This window comes from Bosea sp. 29B, assembly GCF_902506165.1.
Classification (GTDB): Bacteria; Pseudomonadota; Alphaproteobacteria; order Rhizobiales; family Beijerinckiaceae; genus Allobosea.
Window position 1 is genome coordinate 960,655 of record NZ_LR733817.1, and the last position, 18,189, is coordinate 978,843.

An 18,189-nucleotide genomic window follows, 5' to 3' on the forward strand; every position below is an offset into this window, starting at 1 on the left:
ATACCCCAAAACGGAATATTTCGGCATACTGCCCCCGAATGGACGATTCGGGGGCGAGGCGTGAAGGAGCCGCGCTGATATCCCTGTGAAATGCCTCGCATCTTTCTATGTAGTTCGCCCCCGAAACTCTGCTAACCCCAACGACGTCCGCCTCACGATTGCGCGTTGAGCCCGATCAACCAGTCGTGATCGCGATCGAGGGCCTCTCGCTGCAGCCGAATGTGAAAAGTCCGTTCGAATTGGGGATCGGCAACCACCGCCTCCGCATCTGCATCGGCCGCCACGCGCCCGGCATCAAGCAGCACGATGTGGTCGCAGAAGCGGGCCGCGAGGTCGAGGTCGTGCATGATCACCACGACCACTGCTGTCTCGGCCAGCGACTGCAGCCGATGTGCCAGGTCGAGCCTGTGGCGGATGTCCAGGCTGGCGCCGGGTTCGTCCGCGAGGATAATGCGCGGACGCGAGGCGACGGTCGCGGCAAGCATTGTTCGCGCTCTCTCGCCGCCCGACAGCGCGCTCCAGCGGCGGTTCGCGAGATCGTTCAAGCCATGCTCGGTGATGAGATCAGCAATCGGACGTGAGGCGGCAGCGCGGCTCGCTCCCAGCGCGATGATCTCCTCGACCGAATAATTCCAGGCGGGCTCGAGCTGCTGCGGGAGATAGCCGGCCGTCGCTCCGCGTTCGGCTGCCGGCCACTCTGCCAGGTCGCGGCCCTGCCAGAGCACCTGCCCGGCATCCGGCCGGCGATAGCCCGCGAGGACGCGCAGCAGCGTCGACTTGCCAGCGCCGTTGGGCCCGACGAGGCCTGTCAGGGTGCCCAGGCTGAAGCTCAGCGAAACACCGTCGAGCAGCCGCTTGCCACCGGCCTCGGCGCAGATCGAACGGCATTCGATCCCGGTCATGCCCTGAGCCTCCGCGCCAGCAGCAGCAGGAAGAATGGCCCGCCGAACAGCGCCGTGATCAGCCCGAGCGGGACTTCGGCCGGCGGCAGCACGGCGCGCGCGATCGCGTCGCAAGCGCAGACGAGCGCGGCTCCAATCAACGCGCTCGCCGGCAGCATGGCGGCATGGCGCGGCCCCGACCACCAGCGCGCCAGATGCGGCGCGATCAAACCGACGAAAGCGACGAGGCCGCCATAAGCCACGGCCGCGGCGACGATGCCGGCGCCGACCAGGACCGCGATCCGGACGAAGCGGGCGGGATCGAGCCCGAAGGCGAAGGCCTGCTCTTCGCCGAGGCCAAGCAGGTCGAGCCCACGCGCCAGCCTCAGTGACAAGGCGAGTGCGACAATGACCAAGCCGGTGAGCAACAGCAGCCCGGACTGATCCGGCGTCTGGATGCCGCCCAGAGTCCAGCTCAGCACGACCTGGAGATTCACGGTGTCATCGGAGAGGGCCAGCATCAGGAAAGACCGTAGCCCCCCCAGCATCGCGGCGATCGCGACGCCGGCAAGCAACAGCCCCGCAGTGTCCGGCCGTCCATGCAGACCGGCGATGGCGAGGACCAGCCAGGTCGCGCCCCAGGCGCCGAGGAAGGACAATCCGGCAAGGGCCGGCCCGGCCGGCAGGCCGAGCGGCACGAGGAGCGCGATGGTCGCGCCGATAGCAGCGCCTCCGGCGGAGCCGAGCAGATAAGGCTCGGCCAGCGGGTTGCGGAACACGCCCTGGAAGATCGCACCGCCCAGCCCCAGCAGCGCGCCAACCAGCGCCGCCGCCAAGACGCGCGGCAGCCGCCAGACCACCAGGAGCTGGCTTTGCAGCGACGTATCGCCCGACAAGGCGGCGGCCAGCCGAGCAGGACTCGCCCAGTCATGGCCCGCCATGGCGCCGAAGGCGAGCGCCAGCAGGACGGCAAGCATGAGAAGAGGGAGGCGCTTCATGGCTGGGCCGCCCGCCGCAGCAGCGCTGCCAGCTTCTCGATGCCGTCGACCGTGCGCGGCCCGGGGATCAGGAATTCGGCGCGCGCGACCAGATGGGCGCTGCCGCTGCGGACGGCGCGCAGCAGACGCCAACCGGGCTGAGCGACCAATGCGTCGAGCTCGTCCCTGCGGCCGGCGAAGAGTAGGATGTCGGGATCGGCAGCGATCACCGCCTCGGGCGAGACCTGCGCGACGATGGTCCGCTCCAGGGCATGGCGCCCGCCGGCCTTGACCATGGCATCGCCGGTATAGCTGTCGGCGCGCGCCACCAGCACCAGCCCATTGCCAAGACGCCCGGTGATCATCACTACGCTGGGTCGCTTCATAGGGGCGGCGGCTTCGACGATCGCGAGGCGCTGCTCAAGTGCCTTGGCGACGGCATCGCCCTGATCTGGCTCTCCCGTCGCCCGGCCGACCAGGCGCAAATTGGCCATCACCTCCGCGACGCTGCGGCTGAGCAGCACGATCACGGGAATGCCAAGCCGGCGCATCGGCTCGATCAGCAGGTGCATCGCCTGGCGCGAGGGCGTGACGATCAGCAGCTCCGGCCGTTGCGCGACGATGGCATCGACCGAGAAGCCGAGCCGTCCGCCGACCTGAGGCCGGTCGAGGACCTCCGGCGGATAGCGCGTATAGGCCTCGATGCCGACGACCCGGTCAGACAGGCCGAGCGCCGCGACGAGCTCGGTGTTCGAGGCGAAGATCGGCACGATCCGCTGCGGCGCGCGAGTGATCTCCACCACCCGCCCGAGCGCGTCGGTCAGCCGAACGGGTTCGGCGGCCCCCGCAGAGCAGATCGCGGGAATCAGTGCCAGGATCAGGCCGAGCCGGCGCAGGCGCGTCATCAGACGATCAGAACCTGGCCTGCAGGCCGGCCTGGACCTCAAGCCCCGGCATCGATGTTCCGTAGCCGCCATTGGCGAAGCGGGAGTCGAGCTTGTAGGGCCTCTTGTCGAGGCCGATGAAGATCGGGTGCTCGTTCTTGTTGAAGAGGTTGTTGACCAGCGCGAACAGCTTCACGCCCTTGGCTATCTCGACCTCGCCACGCACGTTCCAGACCCAGAACGGGCTCTTGCGGTGGATCCAGTCGCGGTTCGGCTCCGCGGTGGCGACGAGATTCTCCTCGGTGTTGTACCATATCGGCCCGTAGAGCGTGCCCGAGACCTGCACCGACCACGGATACTGCACGCCGCTCTGGCCGAGGCGCGTGCCGATCGCCGCCTGGTACTGGTACATGCGCTCCGGCTTGCGGCTGTTGGCGGTGACGGCGGCGCCCTTGTCCTCCATGCCGAAGTTCCAGGCGCCGTTGCCGAACACGGACCAGCGCCAGGGCGTGTCGCTATATCCCGCCAACTTCAGGATATCGGCATCGGTCTGCAGTTCGACGCCGCGCACGACGACATCGCCGGAGTTGTTCGCATAATCGGAGGTGTTGGCCACGCCCGGCCGGGCGCGCGTGATGATGCGATCGGAAATGACGTTCTGGAAGATCGCCAGATCCAGCCGCCAGCCTTCTCCGGCATAGGCGGCTCCGGCCTCGACCTGCTCGCTCGTTTCCGGCTTCAGCGACGGATTGCCGAAGATGCGCCCGCCGCCCAGCGTGTTGAAGTCCGCTGCGAGCTCCGTCGCGGTCGGCGCCCGGAACCCGGTCGCGTAGCCGACGCGGAAGGTCAGCCGGTCAGTCGCCTTGAAGGTCACGCCGGTCGAATAGGTCGTCGCCTGATAGTCGACCTCGCGCGGGCGCTGGCCGGCGAGGTTCGGCGTGTATTCGAAGCTGGTCGTGCCGAAAGTCCGGCGCACACCGGCGCGCAATGTGACGCGGTCGTCGAAGAGCTTCTGCGAATCCTCGACATAGAGTGCGTTGACGGTCTCGGACTGGTTGTTGTCCTGCGGCGAGACCGGCGTCAGCGGATTGCCGGGAACGCCAATGCGGTCACGGGTCAAGCGCAGGGTGCTGCGCTCCCAATCCCAGCCGGCGAGCAGGTCGTTGCCAGCCCAGAGCGTCATGCTCGGCTGGAAGCGCGTGCCGATGACATTCAGCTCACGCCGGTTGTAATCGGCCGCCGTGCCGGCCGCCGGCAAGCCGGTGCCGCCACGGATGACCGGCGAGGCCCAGCGGAAATTGTCGACATCCTGCACGGCATAGCCCTGCAGCATCCAGCGATACTGTCCGCCGGGGAGCTGTCCCCGATAGGTGACGTCGAAGGAGTTGTTGTAGCGATCCTCCTGGCTGATCGTGTTGGCGCCGGAGCCGCGGAAACCGACATCGTAGATGCCGTCGGTCCGCAGCGTCGTCTCGATGCGGTGGTCCGGATTAATCTGCAGGCCGAGCGCGCCGGCAACGCCGAGACGCTTCCAGCCGGTGTTCTCCATCTTCGAGCCGCCGCGGCCGGACCGGTAGTCGTCGCGGGTGCCGCCGGAGATGCCGGCGTAGTAGTCGATGCTGTCATAGAGCCCGCCGGTCTGGGCCTTGCCCTGCAGGAGCCCCCAGGAGCCGCCGGCTCCCTCGATCATCGTGCCTGGCGCGGTGCGGCCGGTCTTCAGGATGATGTTGATCACGCCGCCGATGTTCTGGCTGCCATAGACGACCGAGGACGGGCCGCGGATGATCTCGATGCGCTCGACATCGGCCGTCGACAGCTTGGACAGGTTTGCCGTGCCGGCGCGCCGGCCGTTCATCAGCACCAGCACCTGGCTGCGGAAGTCCTTGCCTTGCCCGTCGGTGGCACCGCCGCGGATGTTGATCGAGGTCTGCCCGGGCGTCCACTGGCTGAAGAAGCCCACGGCATTCTCGGCCAGCAGGTCGGTGAGCGACTGCGCATGGGTGCGCTCGATCTGCGCGGCGTCGATGACCTGGACAGTGCCGGGAATGCTGCTGCGCGGTTCGGGGCGTCCCGTCGCCGTCACGACGAGCTCATCGAGCTTGATCTCGGTCTGGGCGAGGGCAGGGGCACTCGCCGTCAGGCAGGTCACGGCAAGCAGGCAGGCCTTGCGGGAAGTCGGGCGGGTCATGACAGGTTCCAGACGAGGATGGCCGAGCGGCGATGGCAGGAGAGGCGAAAGCCGGCCGGCGTCGGCACAGCTTGCTTGTGGAGGTGTTCGAAGAGCTGAGGCCGGCGCGGATCGCCAGGCGTCCAGCCCAGACGGTCGGCCTGGAACGCCGCGAAGGCGGCAAGGTCCGGCAGCACCAGCGAGAAGGTCCAGTCCGTCGCATCGGACCGGTCGGGCAGGTCGGAGCCGAGCCGCGGCAGCACCAGATCGATGCCCGGCGTCTCGTCCTCGCCATGCCAGTCGTGCGGCAGGCAGGCGGCGAGGATCAGCCCCTTCGGAGTCGCCTGCGCCGGCACGACCCAGACGATCTGCCGGCGCGCCCAGCGGCGGCAGCACGCGAGGAAGGCGAGTGGATCGTGGAAATAACCTGGCATCGTCGCCGCGAGGACCGTGTCGGCGGGCTCGCAGATAATGCGCTCATCATCCCAGCTGAGCGGGATGATCTGGGGCCGCTCGGCTCGGAGCGCGAGACGCCCCTGCATCACCGGTGACGGCTCGATCGCGGTCCAGGCCGCGCCTTCGCCGCGTATGGCCGCGCCGAGCTGGCCGCCGCCTGCGCCGACATCGACGAGATCGGCGATCCCCGGAGCCAGCTGTCGGATCAGCGGCGCCACGCGCGACGCATAGTCGGAGGTATCGATCGCACTGGCATAGAGCGCGAGAGGATCGAGCGAACTGGCATTCGCCCGAGTGGAGAGAGGAAGAGCAGCAGGCATGCCTATGCCTATGAATGATATGTTATATCATTACAATATATCTTGTCGGCCACAAGCGTCGCCGGCTTCGCCTGGCGCCAATGGCGGCAGCGCAGTCCCAGGTGCATGGTCATCGTCGTCAGCCCCTCGCTGTGCGGAACAGGGCTGCTCGGAAGCGCGGCAGATACGGCAGCAATCGCGGCCGGACATGCTGCGATCCGCCGGACACCCCGCCCGCGCGACATCAATACGCCGTCGGGGCAGGTCTCCTGGCTCGCGGATCAGCGCCTTCGACCGTCTTCCCAGCGCTTGGCGCCAGTGACGTTAGGGTCGAAAACTCACCGCTTACAGTTGCGGGGGCAGCTCCGGATTGGGCGATCGATGCCGCACCGGATTCCCTCTTAGCTTCGGATCACTCCGAAGACCTCGACGCGCGTCAACCTATATGGCGGGATTGTGGCGTCAACCCGCTACGTCGGCATCGCCGCGCAGGCTGTGGATGGCGCTGACGATCGCATCGAGCCGTCGGCGCGGATGGTATAGCCGGAGACGCCGACGATCCGCTCCTGCTCGCCATGGAGATAGAGCGTCTCGACCGTTTCCTCGGTCAGGCAGACGATGCGTCGCGGAGGAAAGCAGCTGGTCACGGCCTCTTGTCCTGCATGACGGCTTCAGGCTTTGCGGGCTCGCAAGAACTGCTTCTTGCCGGTCGGTTCATAGGCGAGATCCGCCACCGGGCAGCCGCCGAGGATGTGCTCTGCGATGATCCGGTCGACCGCGGCCTCATCGACCCCGCCATAATTGGTGCCTTCGGGCCAGACCTGCACGACCGGCGCCAGATTGCATGGGCCGAGGCAGCTCGTCTTGGCGCTCATGCAGCCATCGCCGGAGGTCCGCAGGGACAGGCGATCCTGCTCGTTGCGGAGGTGGCCCCAGATCACCTCGGCTCCCGCGACATTGCAGGGGCCGCCCATGCAGGCCAGCACGCGCCGCTTCTGTGCCGGCACGAGCGAGCCTTCCGGAGAAACCTTGGCGGAGCCGAGAGAAAGCTCGGTCCGCTCGGCCGCAAGCGCCAAGTCGAGCAGCGAGATGAGGCTCGTTTCGTTCGGCAGCAAGGTCGCGATCTCGATGGCGGGCCAGGGCCGTTCGTCGCGCGAGCGCCAACGGGTCAAAGTGCGCGTGAGCCAGGCCTGGAAATTCGGCTCGGCCGGGATCAGCATGGGCAGGATGACCAGCCGGTCGCAGCCGGCGGCGACCAGCTTGTCGAGCGCGTGCCGCAGCGATGGCGAGCCCTGCTCGGAAAAGGCGAACAGGGCTTCATGCACGCCGGGGCGCGGCGCGAGCGCAGCGCGCAACCGTTCCATCTCCTTGAGCGGCGGCGCGGTGATCGCCGAGCGCGCGAGCAACAGCACCGTGGCCGGCGCGGGCGGCGACATATCGTCAGCTTGGCTCACCTGCCTCACTCCCAGCTCAGCGCGCCGCCATTCTGATATTCAATGACGCGGGTCTCGAAGAAGTTCTTCTCCTTCTTCAGGTCCATCGCCTCGCTCATCCAGGGGAACGGGTTCTCGGTCTCGGCGAAGACGGGAGTGAGCCCGAGCTGGCCGCAGCGGCGGTTGGCGATGAAGTGCATGTACTGCTCGCAGAGCGCCGCATTGAGGCCGAGGAAACCTCTCGGCATCGTATCCCGGCCATAGGCGGCTTCGAGCTCGGCCGCATCGCGGATCATGCCGCGGACCTCGTCCTGGAAGGCCTTGGTCCAGAGATGCGGGTTCTCGATCTTGATCTGGTTGATCACGTCGATGCCGAAGTTCAGGTGGATGCTCTCGTCGCGCAGGATGTACTGGTACTGCTCGGCGATCCCCACCATCTTGTTGCGCCGGCCGAGCGAGAGGATCTGCGCGAAACCGGTGTAGAACCACATGCCCTCGAAGATCACGTAGAAGGTGATCAGGTCGCGCAGCAGCGCCTGGTCGTTGTCGGGCGTCCCGGTCTGGAAGTCGGGGTCCTCGATGTTCTGCGTGTGCTTCAGCGCCCAGGCCGCCTTGTCGGTGATCGAGGGCACCTCACGATACATGTTGAACAGCTCGCCCTCGTCGAGACCGAGGCTCTCGACGATGTACTGGAAGGTGTGGGTATGGATCGCCTCCTCGAAGGCCTGTCGCAGCAGATACTGCCGGCATTCCGGGTTGGTGAGATGACGGTAGATCGCCAGCACGATGTTGTTGGCGACGAGGCTCTCGGACGCGGCGAAGAAGCCGAGATTGCGCTTGAGCATGCGCCGCTCGTCCTCGGTCAGCCCGTCCTTCGACTTCCACAGCGCGATATCGGCCTGCATCGAGACCTCGGTCGGCATCCAGTGGTTGTTGCAGCCGGCAAGGTATTTCTCCCAGGCCCATTTATACTTCAGGGGCAAGAGCTGGTTCACGTCGGCACGGCAGTTGATCATCCGCTTCTCGTCGACGCTGACGCGCCCGCCACTGCGGTCTATCTCGCCAAGGCCGGTGGCTTCGGGAGCGGGGGCGGTCAGGATGGCGGGGTTGGCGGCGGGCACCGGCTTGGTGTCGGACCAGTCGAGCATGTGATGTTCCGTTCTGAAATTGAAGGGCGTCATGCTCGGGCCTGACCCGAGCATCTCTCGCCAAAGGAGGTGCCAACGTCTCGTCTTGCCGGAGATTCTCGGGTCTGCGCTTCGCTTCACCCAAGAATGACGTGGGAGGTGGAATGACGGCGGTTGTTACTGGCAGGCTTCGCAGGTCGGATCGTCGATCGAGCAGGCGTTAGGCACGGCCATGCCGTTCTCGAGCGGGATATCGACGATGATCGGAGCGGCCGTCTTGGCAGCCACCGGCACCGTCGCCGAGACAGCGTTGAGCTTGCCGTCGGTGCCCTTGAGCGTCGATTTCTCGACATGGGTCGCCGAGAGCGCGCGCAGGTAATAGGTCGTCTTCAGACCGAGTCGCCAGGCCAGCCGATAGGCCTCGTCGAGCTTCCGGCCGGAGGGCTGCGCCATGTAGAGGTTGAGCGACTGGCCCTGATCGATCCATTTCTGCCGGCGCGCGGCGGCGCGGATAAGCCACTCGGTCGGGATCTCGAACGAGGTCGCATAGAGTGCCTTGAGATCGGCAGGCACGCGGTCGATCTGGCTGACCTTGCCGTCATAATATTTCAGGTCCGAGACCATCACCTCGTCCCAGAGTTCGCGCGCCTTCAGGTCGTGGACCAGTCCGGCGTTCACCACGGTGAAGTCGCCCGACATGTTCGCCTTGACGTAGAGCTGGCTATAGGACGGCTCGATCGACTGCGAGACGCCGACGATGTTCGAGATCGTCGCAGTCGGCGCGATCGCCATCGTGTTCGAGTTGCGCATGCCGGTGGTCTTCACCCGCTGGCGCAGGCTCTCCCAATCCAGCGTCGAGGAACGATCAAGCTCGACATCGCCGTCGCGGGCATCCGAGAGAATGTCGAGCGAGTCGATCGGCAGGATGCCCTTCGACCAGAGCGAGCCCTCGAAGCTCGGATAGCGGCCGCGCTCGGCGGCGAGGTCGACCGAGGCCGAGATCGCGTGGAAGCTGATCGCCTCCATCGAGGTATCGGCGAAGGCGACCGCGTCCTCGGACGCAGCCGGCAGGCGCAGCGTCTGCAGCGCGTCCTGGAAGCCCATGAGGCCGAGGCCGACCGGGCGGTGGCGCAGGTTCGAGCGGCGCGCCTCGGGGATCGTGTAGAAATTGATGTCGACGACATTGTCGAGCATCCGCATCGCAGTCGTCACCGTGCGCTTAAGCCGCGCCTGGTCGAGCCCCTCCCCGCTGACATGCGCCGCCAGGTTGACCGAGCCGAGATTGCAGACCGCGACCTCGTCGGCCGAGGTGTTGAGCGTGATCTCGGTGCAGAGGTTCGAGGAGTGCACCACGCCGGCATGCTGCTGCGGCGAGCGCAGATTGCAGGCGTCCTTGAAGGTGATCCAGGGATGGCCGGTCTCGAACAGCATGGTCAGCATGCGCCGCCAGAGATCGACCGCCTTCACCCGCTTGAAGACCTTGATCTGGCCGGCGGCGGCCTTCGCCTCATAGGCCTCGTAGGCGGCCTTGAACGGCTTGCCATAGAGGTCATGCAGGTCGGGAACCTCGTCCGGCGAGAACAGCGTCCAGTCGGCGCCAGCCTCGACGCGTTGCATGAACAGGTCGGGAATCCAGTTCGCCGTGTTCATGTCGTGGGTACGGCGGCGGTCGTCCCCGGTGTTCTTGCGGAGGTCGAGGAACTCCTCGATGTCGACATGCCAGGTCTCGAGATAGGCGCAGACCGCGCCCTTGCGCTTGCCGCCCTGGTTGACCGCGATGGCGGTGTCGTTGGCGACCTTCAGGAACGGCACGACGCCCTGGCTCTCGCCATTCGTGCCCTTGATATGGGCGCCGAGGCCGCGCACCGGCGTCCAGTCATTGCCGAGACCGCCGGAATATTTGGCGAGCAGCGCATTGTCCTTCACCGCCTTGAAGATGCCGTCGAGATCGTCGGCGACCGTGGTCAGGAAGCAGGAGGAGAGTTGCGGCCGCAGCGTGCCCGAATTGAACAGGGTCGGGGTCGAGGCCATGAAGTCGAAGGAGGAGAGCAGACCGTAGAACTCGATCGCCCGTGCCTCGCGGTCGATCTCGCGCAGGCTGAGGCCCATGGCGACGCGCATGAAGAAGGCCTGCGGCAGCTCGAAGCGGTTGCCGCGGACATGCAGGAAATAGCGGTCGTAGAGCGTCTGGAAGCCGAGATAGTCGAACTGCAGGTCGCGCTCCGGCTTCAGCGCGGCGGCGATGCGGGCGATGTCGAAGCGGCCGAGCTCGGGGTCGATCAGCTCGTTCTCGATGCCGGTCTTGAGATAGGCCTCGAAATACTCGCCATAGCGGCCGGCCATCTCGGCCTGCGTCGCCTGTTCGGCATGGCCATGGACGAAGCTCAGCGCCTCGCGACGCAGCTTGTCGAGCAGCAGCCTCGCCGAGACCTTGGCGTAGTTCGGCTCGCTCTCGATCAGCGTGCGGGCGGCGAGGATCGGCGCCAGCGCCAGCTCGTCGAGCGAGATGCCGTCATAGAGATTGCGGCGCACCTCGGCGAGCACCGGCTCGGGAGAAACGCCGTCGAGATCGGCGCAAGCCTCGCGTACGACTTTGTCGAGGCGGGCGGCATCGAGTGGAACGAGCGTCCCGTCGGCGAGCTTCATCTGCAGGGAGGGAGCCGCGGCGGCGGCGGGCTTTGCATCGACCGCCTTAGCGCGCTCACGCGCCCGCTCGGCCCGGTAGAGCACATAGGCGCGGGCGACCTTGTGGTGTTCGCCGCGCATCAGCGCGAGTTCGACCTGGTCCTGCACGTCCTCGATATGGAAGGTACGGCCGGTGGCGGCGCGGCGAGTCAGTCCGGCAACGACCTGCTCGGTCAATTCGGCGACGACATCATGGATGCGGCGCGAGGCGGCGGCGCTGGAACCCTCGACGGCAAGGAAGGCCTTGGTGAGCGCGACCGCGATCTTGGAGGGATCGAACGGCGTCACCGCGCCGTTGCGTCTAATGAGCTGGTAGCCCGGCTCGGACGAAGTCGCCGAAGGCGACACGGACGCCCGGCTCGCGTTTGGAACGGCAGCAGGTCGCTCGATTTCAAGAGAAAGAGACATCGGCATCAACCCCAAGATGTTGGGAGCAAAGGCCGAGCGGTTGCGTCGAGAAGGCGCGCGGCAACCCAAAGCCGCGACCTGCCAAGCGCACCACCGGGACACCCCGCCCGTGGACGTAAACTAGGGTCGCGGCAGGTCTCCTGGCTCACGGATCGCCGCTCGTGTCCGTCTTCCCAAGGCCTTGCGGCCTCAGTGACTTACATGGACGCGAACTCACCGCTGACAGTTGCGGGGGCAGCGCCGGTCTCTCACCGGCTTCCCTCTTAGCTCTCGATCTTGCGAATCGAGAGACCATCGACCACTAGATTTAGTGTCACTGGCCCATGCTCTGTCAACTGGTCGTGCATGCTTCCAAGTCGAGATGTGGAAAGCGGGGACAGCTCGGCGCCCGCTCCCTGATAGCTTCTAAATATGGAGACATAAAGATGTCTTTATATCGTCTATTGACGGCCGGTGAAGGACGGGCCATCATCAGGCGTCGAGGTTCTCTGGTGTGGCTTGCTGCATCGGAGCTAAGAGGGAAGCCGGTGTGATGCCGGCGCTGCCCCCGCAACTGTAAGCGGCGAGCTTGCTGCCCACCCATGTCACTGAGGCTTCCGGCCTTGGGAAGACGGGCACAAGCGACGACCCGTGAGCCAGGAGACCTGCCGCGACACCATGAACGTCCTCGGGCGGGGTGTCCCGGTGGTGCGCTTGGCGGCACCGCCCGGATTCCATCTCCGGCCGGTCATCGTCCCGCGTCCGCTCTGGCCTTTGCCCCCAACTTGTTGGGGTTAAGCCTATGTCTCAATCAGTCTCCGTTGCCACTCTCGGCACGCCGCGGATCGGCCCGCGCCGTGAACTCAAGACCGCGCTCGAAAGCTTCTGGGCCGGAAAGTCCGACGAGAAGTCGCTCCTCGAAGCTGCCCGGGCCTTACGTGCCGCCAACTGGGCGCGTCAGAAGGCGCAAGGGATCACGGTGATCCCGTCGAACGACTTCTCCTTCTATGACCAGGTGCTTGACACCAGCGTCATGGTCGGGGCGATCCCTGCAATCTATGGCTGGAAGGGTGGCGCCGTATCGCTGGCAACCTACTTCGCCATGGCGCGTGGCTCGCAGGGCGGCGACGAGGAAGCTTCCTGCGGCCACGCCCATCACAGGCATGGTCGCTCCCACGGCGCTCCCGCTCAGGAGATGACCAAGTGGTTCGACACCAATTATCACTACATGGTGCCGGAGTTCGCGGCCGGGCAGCGCTTCGAGCTCGCCTCGCTGAAGCCAGTCGAGGAATATCGCGAGGCCAAGGCACTCGGCTATGAGACCCGGCCGGTACTGCTCGGCCCGGTCACCTTCCTCAAGCTCGGCAAGGCCAAGGATCCGGCCTTCGATCCACTCTCGCTGCTCGGCGAACTGCTGCCGGTCTATGTCGACGTCCTGCGCCGGCTCTCGGCCAATGGCGCCAACTGGGTGCAGATCGACGAGCCCTGCCTGGTGCTCGATCTCGATGAGAACGCCCGCGAAGCGCTGCGGCGCACCTATGCGACGATCGCCCACGCCCTGCCGAAGCTCAAGGTGATGCTGACAACCTATTTCGGCGCGCTCGGTGACAATCTCGACACCGCCGTCTCCCTGCCGATCGCGGGCCTGCATCTCGATCTCGTCCGCGCTCCCGAGCAACTGGAACCGGTTCTCGCCAAGGCTCCGCGCGGTCTTGTACTCTCGCTCGGCGTGGTCGACGGCCGCAATATCTGGCGCACGGACCTTGAGAAGGTGCTGGCACGGATCGAGCCGGTGATCGCGAGGCGCGGCACCGACCATGTCCAGGTCGCGCCGTCCTGCTCGCTGCTGCACAGCCCGATCGACCTCGAGCTCGAGACCAATCTCGACCCGGACGTGAAGAGTTGGCTCGCATTCTCCGTGCAGAAAATGGAGGAGCTCGCGACGCTTGGTCAGGCGCTCGGTCTTGGGCGCGACAGCGTCAAGGATAAGCTCGCCTCGTCGTCTGCGGCGGCCGCGGCCCGCAAGGCCTCGCCGAAGGTCAATGACAAGTCTGTCGCCGAGCGTATGGCAGCCATCAACGAGGCCTTCGGGCGCCGGGAAAGCCCGTTTGCCAAGCGCGCGAAGCTGCAGCGCGCCCGCTTCAATCTGCCGCCCTTCCCGACCACGACGATCGGCTCCTTCCCGCAGACGCCCGAGGTCCGCAAGGCTCGCACCGCCCATGACAAGGGCCAGCTCGGCCATGCCGAATACGAGCAGTTCCTGCGCGAGGAGATGGCACGGACTGTGCGCTGGCAGGAGGAGATCGGCCTCGATGTGCTCGTCCATGGCGAGTTCGAGCGCAACGACATGGTGCAGTATTTCGGCGAGCAGCTCGCCGGCTTCGCCTTCACCCGCCATGGCTGGGTGCAGAGCTATGGCTCGCGCTGCGTGCGCCCGCCGATCCTCTATGGCGACGTCTCGCGGCCGAAGCCGATGACGGTCGAATGGTGGCGCTATGCGCAGTCGCTGACCAAGAAGCCGATGAAGGCGATGCTGACCGGCCCCGTCACCATCCTGAACTGGTCCTTCGTCCGCGACGACATCCCGCGGCGAGACGCGTCGAAGCAGATCGCGCTGGCGATCCGCGACGAGGTGCTCGACCTGGAGAAGGCCGGTGCGGCGATGATCCAGATCGACGAGGCGGCGCTGCGCGAGGGCCTGCCGCTGCGCCATGGCGACTGGAAGCACTATCTCGACTGGGCCGTGGAGAGCTTCCGCATTTGCGCCTCCGGTGTCGCCGACGAGACGCAGGTCCACACCCATATGTGCTATTCGGAGTTCAACCAGATCATCGACGCGATCGCGGCGATGGACGCCGACGTCATCTCGATCGAGACGTCACGCTCGAAGATGGAGCTGCTGGAGGCCTTCCGCAGCTACCAGTACCCGAACGAGATCGGCCCCGGCGTCTACGACATCCACTCGCCGCGCGTACCCGAGGTCGCCGAGATGAAGGAGCTGCTTCACCTTGCGCGCCAGCGCCTCAGCGACGATCAGCTCTGGATCAATCCGGACTGCGGTCTGAAGACCCGTAAATGGGAAGAGGTCAGGCCGGCGCTGATCAACATGGTCGAAGCAGCCCGGGCACTTCGCTTGGCGCGATACTGAAAAGATTGCGGCAGCCTTTCTGGGCTGCCGCATTTTCTGAGATGGCAACAGGCCGCCGCCAACTACGGATGCGCAGCACACGCCGCTGGATTACTTGCGGTTTACCAGCGCCCTACTTTTCTCGATGACCTCCACAATCTCCCGCAGTTTCACATATTTTCGACTGCTCAGAAGAAAATAGGCAGGAAGACCGCCATGAGCGGTAGCACGCTGTATCTTGAAATAAGATAGGCCAAATATATCCGACGATTTCTCATAGAGAATAAACTTCTTTGTACACTGAAATTCAACAATATTTCTCATCGTGAGCGCTTTAACTTCCAACTAAAGAAAAGCACGCAGACCTAAGCACAACAATTTCGGAAATAGCGATCCCGATCGAGTGCCGGATTACACGCGGGTTGCAGGTTCGTCAGTGTCGATCCATTCACAATATGCAACCATGGTCTCGCAGGTTACGTCAGGTGCAATTTCACCGCACGCAACAGAGCATCACCGAAGTGAATTGGATGAAAACAGCAGTACTAACCAGGTACGATGAACGATCTCTTGCCAATTTTGGGATCAATGGTTCGAATCCATTCGCCCAATCCAAGCAATCACAAGACTTGGGAGGCACGTAAGCGTCGTATCTTCCGGCGCTTTTTGCTTTTTGAGCTTGAGCATTTTGAGAGCCTTGCCGAAAGGCCTCGAAAGCCCGTGGTTACCTCGCGGTTACAAGTACGATCCGGAGCCGCATAGGGCCTCTTGGCTCGCTTCCGCTAACGGTCACTGTTTGAAGTAATTGTCCCGATGCCACCGCAGGAAATGCGGATGCGGGCGGTCGTGGGCCCGCAGTGGCGGTAGTGCTCGACCCGTCTTGTTAATGAAGCTGCATAGCCCATCCGCATCATTGGCCTGCCGGGAGATCAAGATGTCGAGGTCGTCGGACAGGCCGATCGAACCGCGATCGAACATCCAGTGAGCGGTGCCCAACAAGGCGATGCCGTTGTTGACGATGTCGGGCCCATTCGCTTCGACGGAACGAATGTGAGCCGCGGCGACCTCGGTCCGGCCGCCGCCGCCTAGTTCCCAGCATGCGCAGCATGGCAGTGGCGGCATAGCTGCGGCAGCACGAAGGCTGGCAGAAGCGGGCCGGTCAAGCCTCTTGAAGGTCCGGGCGGTCTGGTACGACGCAGATGGATCGACCTCCGGGAAACTGTACCTGGCGCGGGAGAAAGGCGATGTTTGTATCTATGACAGCCTCACATCGGCGCTGCCGGCTCCCCTCGCTCCACCGAACGAGCGCGCAGGTGGCGGCGTTTCCGCCTACGTCTCAGCCACAGACCGAATGCGAATGGCAGCAAGGCGCTGACGGCAAGCGGCGCTGCATGCGGAAAAAGTTCGATGCTATAGAACTTCCCGACGCCCCACACGGCCACTCCGAAAAGGCAGACGCTGATCAGGCCATAAGTCAGCGCCGAGCCAACGGGTGCGGGAGCATAGGCGGAGGCCGCGATTTCGGCCGCTACGCTTTGGCGGTCAACGCGGTTCAATGCGATACGACGGCAAAAGCCAGCGCCATGGCTGCAATCAGCCCGCAATAGGCCAGCCAGACCGGATATCGGCTCAAGAGCCAAACCCTGTACAAGGTCCAGTGCGACATGACGTTGGTCATTGCGGGCTCCGACATTCTGCTCTGGGGAATAGGCAAGGCCCTCGCATTAACGATGCATCTGGAATCGGGTTTCTGACAGCATGCCTGCCAAGCTCGCCTGAGGGCGCACGCCTCGCCCCGTTCGCCGAACCACTCCCATGGCTCGATCATCCGCCTGGCGTAAGAATCCAGCTATCGCCGAAACCCGACCTCAGACGCGTTCCATCACCCGTCCGGCAAACGTCAGATGGTCCGCGCCGATCGACGTGATCCTGATATGGCACCGTCCACCGTCGTCGGTCTCGAGCATCAGATCGCCTTGAAGGTCGGCGAGAGCCAATATGCCCGGGTTGCAGATGAGCTTGCCCGATCTCCCATTCGACATGTCGCAGACCATCTCGGCACGCTGTCCTGTCTTCGTGATCAAACGAGCCATGAGTCGATTCCTTCTGCGCGAGGGCGGGCACACCGCACACGCTCGGAATGACAGTCTGCCAACCCCATCATGTCCCTGTCTGCAAGCGCAGCGAGCCTTTGATATGGGAAATCGCCACCTGAATCGGTAGAGACAAAAAATAATAAACGGCCAAAACCTTAGACATCGAGATATTATCGCACGGGATCAACGTTTTGAGGGGAGATTTTATAGGAAAAATATTTGATTATAACTGTATTTCATAAAATTTCTGAGAGAGAATTATTTTTCTCGCCTTGTATCAGGTGAAATTTATCCCATATCCGAGCGTGATCGGTCGGTATTGAAATTGCTGGCCGCGAGCGGTCGGGCTGTCGCCTGGCACGCCTTTCCCCGTTCGTCGGAAACCTCCGACAAGATCATGTTGCTTAGGAAGGAGGCCGCAGTGACCAATCGCACCACGCAGATCTCCGTCCACTTTTCACGCCCATTTTTGCTGCCCGATTTCGAGGCGCCGCTGCCGGCCGGAGAATACCGGGTCGACTACGACGAGGTATCGATCGAGAGCACGTCCAGACTTGCCTGGCGACGTGTGGGCGGCTTCATCAATTTGCCGGCTATTGGACTGCCCGAATCCTTACAGCAGATGGTTCCGATCGAGCCGGCTTATCTCGCCGCGGCCCTTGAAAAGGACCAGCGGCTGCCTTGATCGGCAGGTGCTGAAAGCCGCGGGCCGGAACTCGGTCGCTCTTGCAAAGACAAGGCCCGCAAAGGCCGGTGCCTTCGCCGGTATCCATGCCTTGCCGGCCCCGCCGCAGCGTCTTTCGACAATCCCGTCGAACCGTCGAAGCCCGGCGATCTTGGAGTTCGCCATGGCCCTCGAATTGGCTCGCCTGCAGGCCGTACCTAAACCTTGGGGCTCGCACGATCTCCTGCCGTGGAGCGGAACCGATCATCACGACGTCGCCATCGGCGAAATCTGGTTGCAGCGCCACGATTCGGCTCTTGAGCCCGCTTTGCTCCTCAAGCTGCTGTTCACGCGCGAAGCGCTGTCGATCCAGGTGCATCCGGATGACGACGCAGCCCACGCAATGGGGCTTGCCCGCGGCAAGACCGAAGCCTGGTATGTGCTTGCTGCCGAGCCTGGCGCCGCGCTGGCGCTCGGCTTGCAGTCGTCGCTCTCGCGGGAGCAACTGCGAACTGCGATCGAGGACGGCTCGATCGCCGAGCGCATGTCCTGGCAAGCCGCCGCGGCGGGCGATGTCATCTTCGTGCCGGCGGGGACGATCCATGCGATCGGTCCAGGCCTCGTGCTTGCCGAGATCCAGCAACGCAGCGACACGACCTTCCGCCTGTTCGACCACGGTCGCCAGCGCGAGCTCCATATCGAGCTTGGTGTTGCCGCCGCCCATGCCGGACCGGCCGCAAAACAGGTGCCGACGCGACGCCTGAGCGATGCCAGGACACTGCTCCTGGCGACCCCGTTCTTCACCCTCGAGCGGTTCGACCTTGCTGCGGAATCGCTTTGGGAATTGCGCGCGCAGGCCGAGACCTGGCTGCTGGTGATCGCTGGCGAAGGCCGGATCGGGCCATGGCGGGCGCAAATGGGCGAAGGCTGCTTCGTGCAGGCGCAGACAACGCATCTCGCCGCCGGGCGAACGGGCCTGACCTGCCTCGTCGCCTATGATGCCACC

General features: G+C 64.6%; 12 protein-coding genes, 2 pseudogenes and 3 riboswitches. Of the genes and pseudogenes, 2 read left to right on the forward strand and 12 right to left on the reverse strand.

The genetic code is table 11. From position 1 onward, the window contains the following. Positions 1-152 precede the first annotated feature (152 nt). The 9 genes and pseudogenes from GV161_RS04625 to GV161_RS04665 all read right to left on the reverse strand — a co-directional run bounded on the left by GV161_RS04625 (position 153) and on the right by GV161_RS04665 (position 11,317). Entirely contained in the window at positions 153-902 is a 750-nt protein-coding gene (locus GV161_RS04625; protein ID WP_152015816.1) for an ABC transporter ATP-binding protein, read from the reverse strand. Beyond that, complete coding sequence (locus GV161_RS04630) at positions 899-1,879, reverse strand: iron ABC transporter permease (protein WP_152015815.1); 981 nt, start codon at positions 1,877-1,879, stop codon at positions 899-901. The genes GV161_RS04625 and GV161_RS04630 overlap by 4 nt, the downstream gene beginning before the upstream one ends. Beyond that, positions 1,876-2,763, reverse strand: a complete 888-nt coding sequence (locus GV161_RS04635; protein WP_152015814.1) for an ABC transporter substrate-binding protein — start codon at positions 2,761-2,763, stop codon at positions 1,876-1,878. Before GV161_RS04635 ends, GV161_RS04630 begins: the two co-directional genes overlap by 4 nt. A gap of 7 nt (positions 2,764-2,770) precedes the next feature. After that, positions 2,771-4,930: a TonB-dependent receptor gene (locus tag GV161_RS04640; protein WP_152015813.1), complete on the reverse strand. Its 2,160-nt coding sequence runs from the start codon at positions 4,928-4,930 to the stop codon at positions 2,771-2,773. After that, positions 4,927-5,685, reverse strand: coding sequence for a class I SAM-dependent methyltransferase (locus GV161_RS04645; RefSeq protein WP_152015812.1), 759 nt, complete (start codon positions 5,683-5,685; stop codon positions 4,927-4,929). The genes GV161_RS04640 and GV161_RS04645 overlap by 4 nt, the downstream gene beginning before the upstream one ends. 220 nt (positions 5,686-5,905) lie before the next feature. Further along, positions 5,906-6,108: riboswitch (cobalamin riboswitch) on the reverse strand. Positions 6,109-6,194: 86 nt separating this feature from the next. Further along, positions 6,195-6,311 (reverse strand): annotated as a pseudogene (locus GV161_RS04650) (cobalamin-binding protein); the annotation flags it as partial. A gap of 24 nt (positions 6,312-6,335) precedes the next feature. Then, entirely contained in the window at positions 6,336-7,118 is a 783-nt protein-coding gene (locus GV161_RS04655; RefSeq protein WP_244624171.1) for a (2Fe-2S) ferredoxin domain-containing protein, read from the reverse strand. A gap of 5 nt (positions 7,119-7,123) precedes the next feature. Next, positions 7,124-8,245 carry a ribonucleotide-diphosphate reductase subunit beta gene (locus GV161_RS04660; RefSeq protein ID WP_152015811.1) on the reverse strand — a complete coding sequence of 374 codons (1,122 nt, stop codon included), beginning with the start codon at positions 8,243-8,245 and terminating at the stop codon, positions 7,124-7,126. A 156-nt stretch (positions 8,246-8,401) separates the two neighbouring features. Beyond that, positions 8,402-11,317: a ribonucleoside-diphosphate reductase subunit alpha gene (locus tag GV161_RS04665; RefSeq protein WP_152015810.1), complete on the reverse strand. Its 2,916-nt coding sequence runs from the start codon at positions 11,315-11,317 to the stop codon at positions 8,402-8,404. Between the two features lie 112 nt (positions 11,318-11,429). Further along, positions 11,430-11,628: riboswitch (cobalamin riboswitch) on the reverse strand. A gap of 153 nt (positions 11,629-11,781) precedes the next feature. Further along, positions 11,782-11,984, forward strand: a riboswitch (cobalamin riboswitch). A gap of 114 nt (positions 11,985-12,098) precedes the next feature. On the opposite strand from GV161_RS04665, the gene metE reads away from it, so the two are divergent. After that, the gene (gene metE / locus GV161_RS04670; protein ID WP_152015809.1) at positions 12,099-14,444 is read left to right on the forward strand and encodes a 5-methyltetrahydropteroyltriglutamate--homocysteine S-methyltransferase; all 2,346 of its coding nucleotides are present in this window, start codon (positions 12,099-12,101) and stop codon (positions 14,442-14,444) included. A gap of 768 nt (positions 14,445-15,212) precedes the next feature. Here the strand turns inward: metE and GV161_RS04675 are convergent. The 3 genes and pseudogenes from GV161_RS04675 to GV161_RS04680 form a co-directional block, all read right to left on the reverse strand. After that, positions 15,213-15,506, reverse strand: a pseudogene (locus tag GV161_RS04675) (HNH endonuclease); the annotation flags it as partial. 469 nt (positions 15,507-15,975) lie between these two features. Continuing rightward, a complete protein-coding gene (locus GV161_RS31310; RefSeq protein ID WP_280179056.1) occupies positions 15,976-16,101 on the reverse strand; it encodes a hypothetical protein in 126 nt (41 codons plus the stop codon). Between the two features lie 190 nt (positions 16,102-16,291). Continuing rightward, on the reverse strand, positions 16,292-16,516 hold the full coding sequence (locus GV161_RS04680) for a hypothetical protein (protein WP_152015807.1): 225 nt from the start codon (positions 16,514-16,516) through the stop codon (positions 16,292-16,294). A gap of 424 nt (positions 16,517-16,940) precedes the next feature. Here GV161_RS04680 and GV161_RS04685 point away from each other — a divergent pair, with 424 nt between their 5' ends. After that, a complete protein-coding gene (locus tag GV161_RS04685) occupies positions 16,941-17,204 on the forward strand; it encodes a hypothetical protein (protein WP_152015806.1) in 264 nt (87 codons plus the stop codon). The last annotated feature ends 985 nt before the right edge of the window (positions 17,205-18,189 follow it).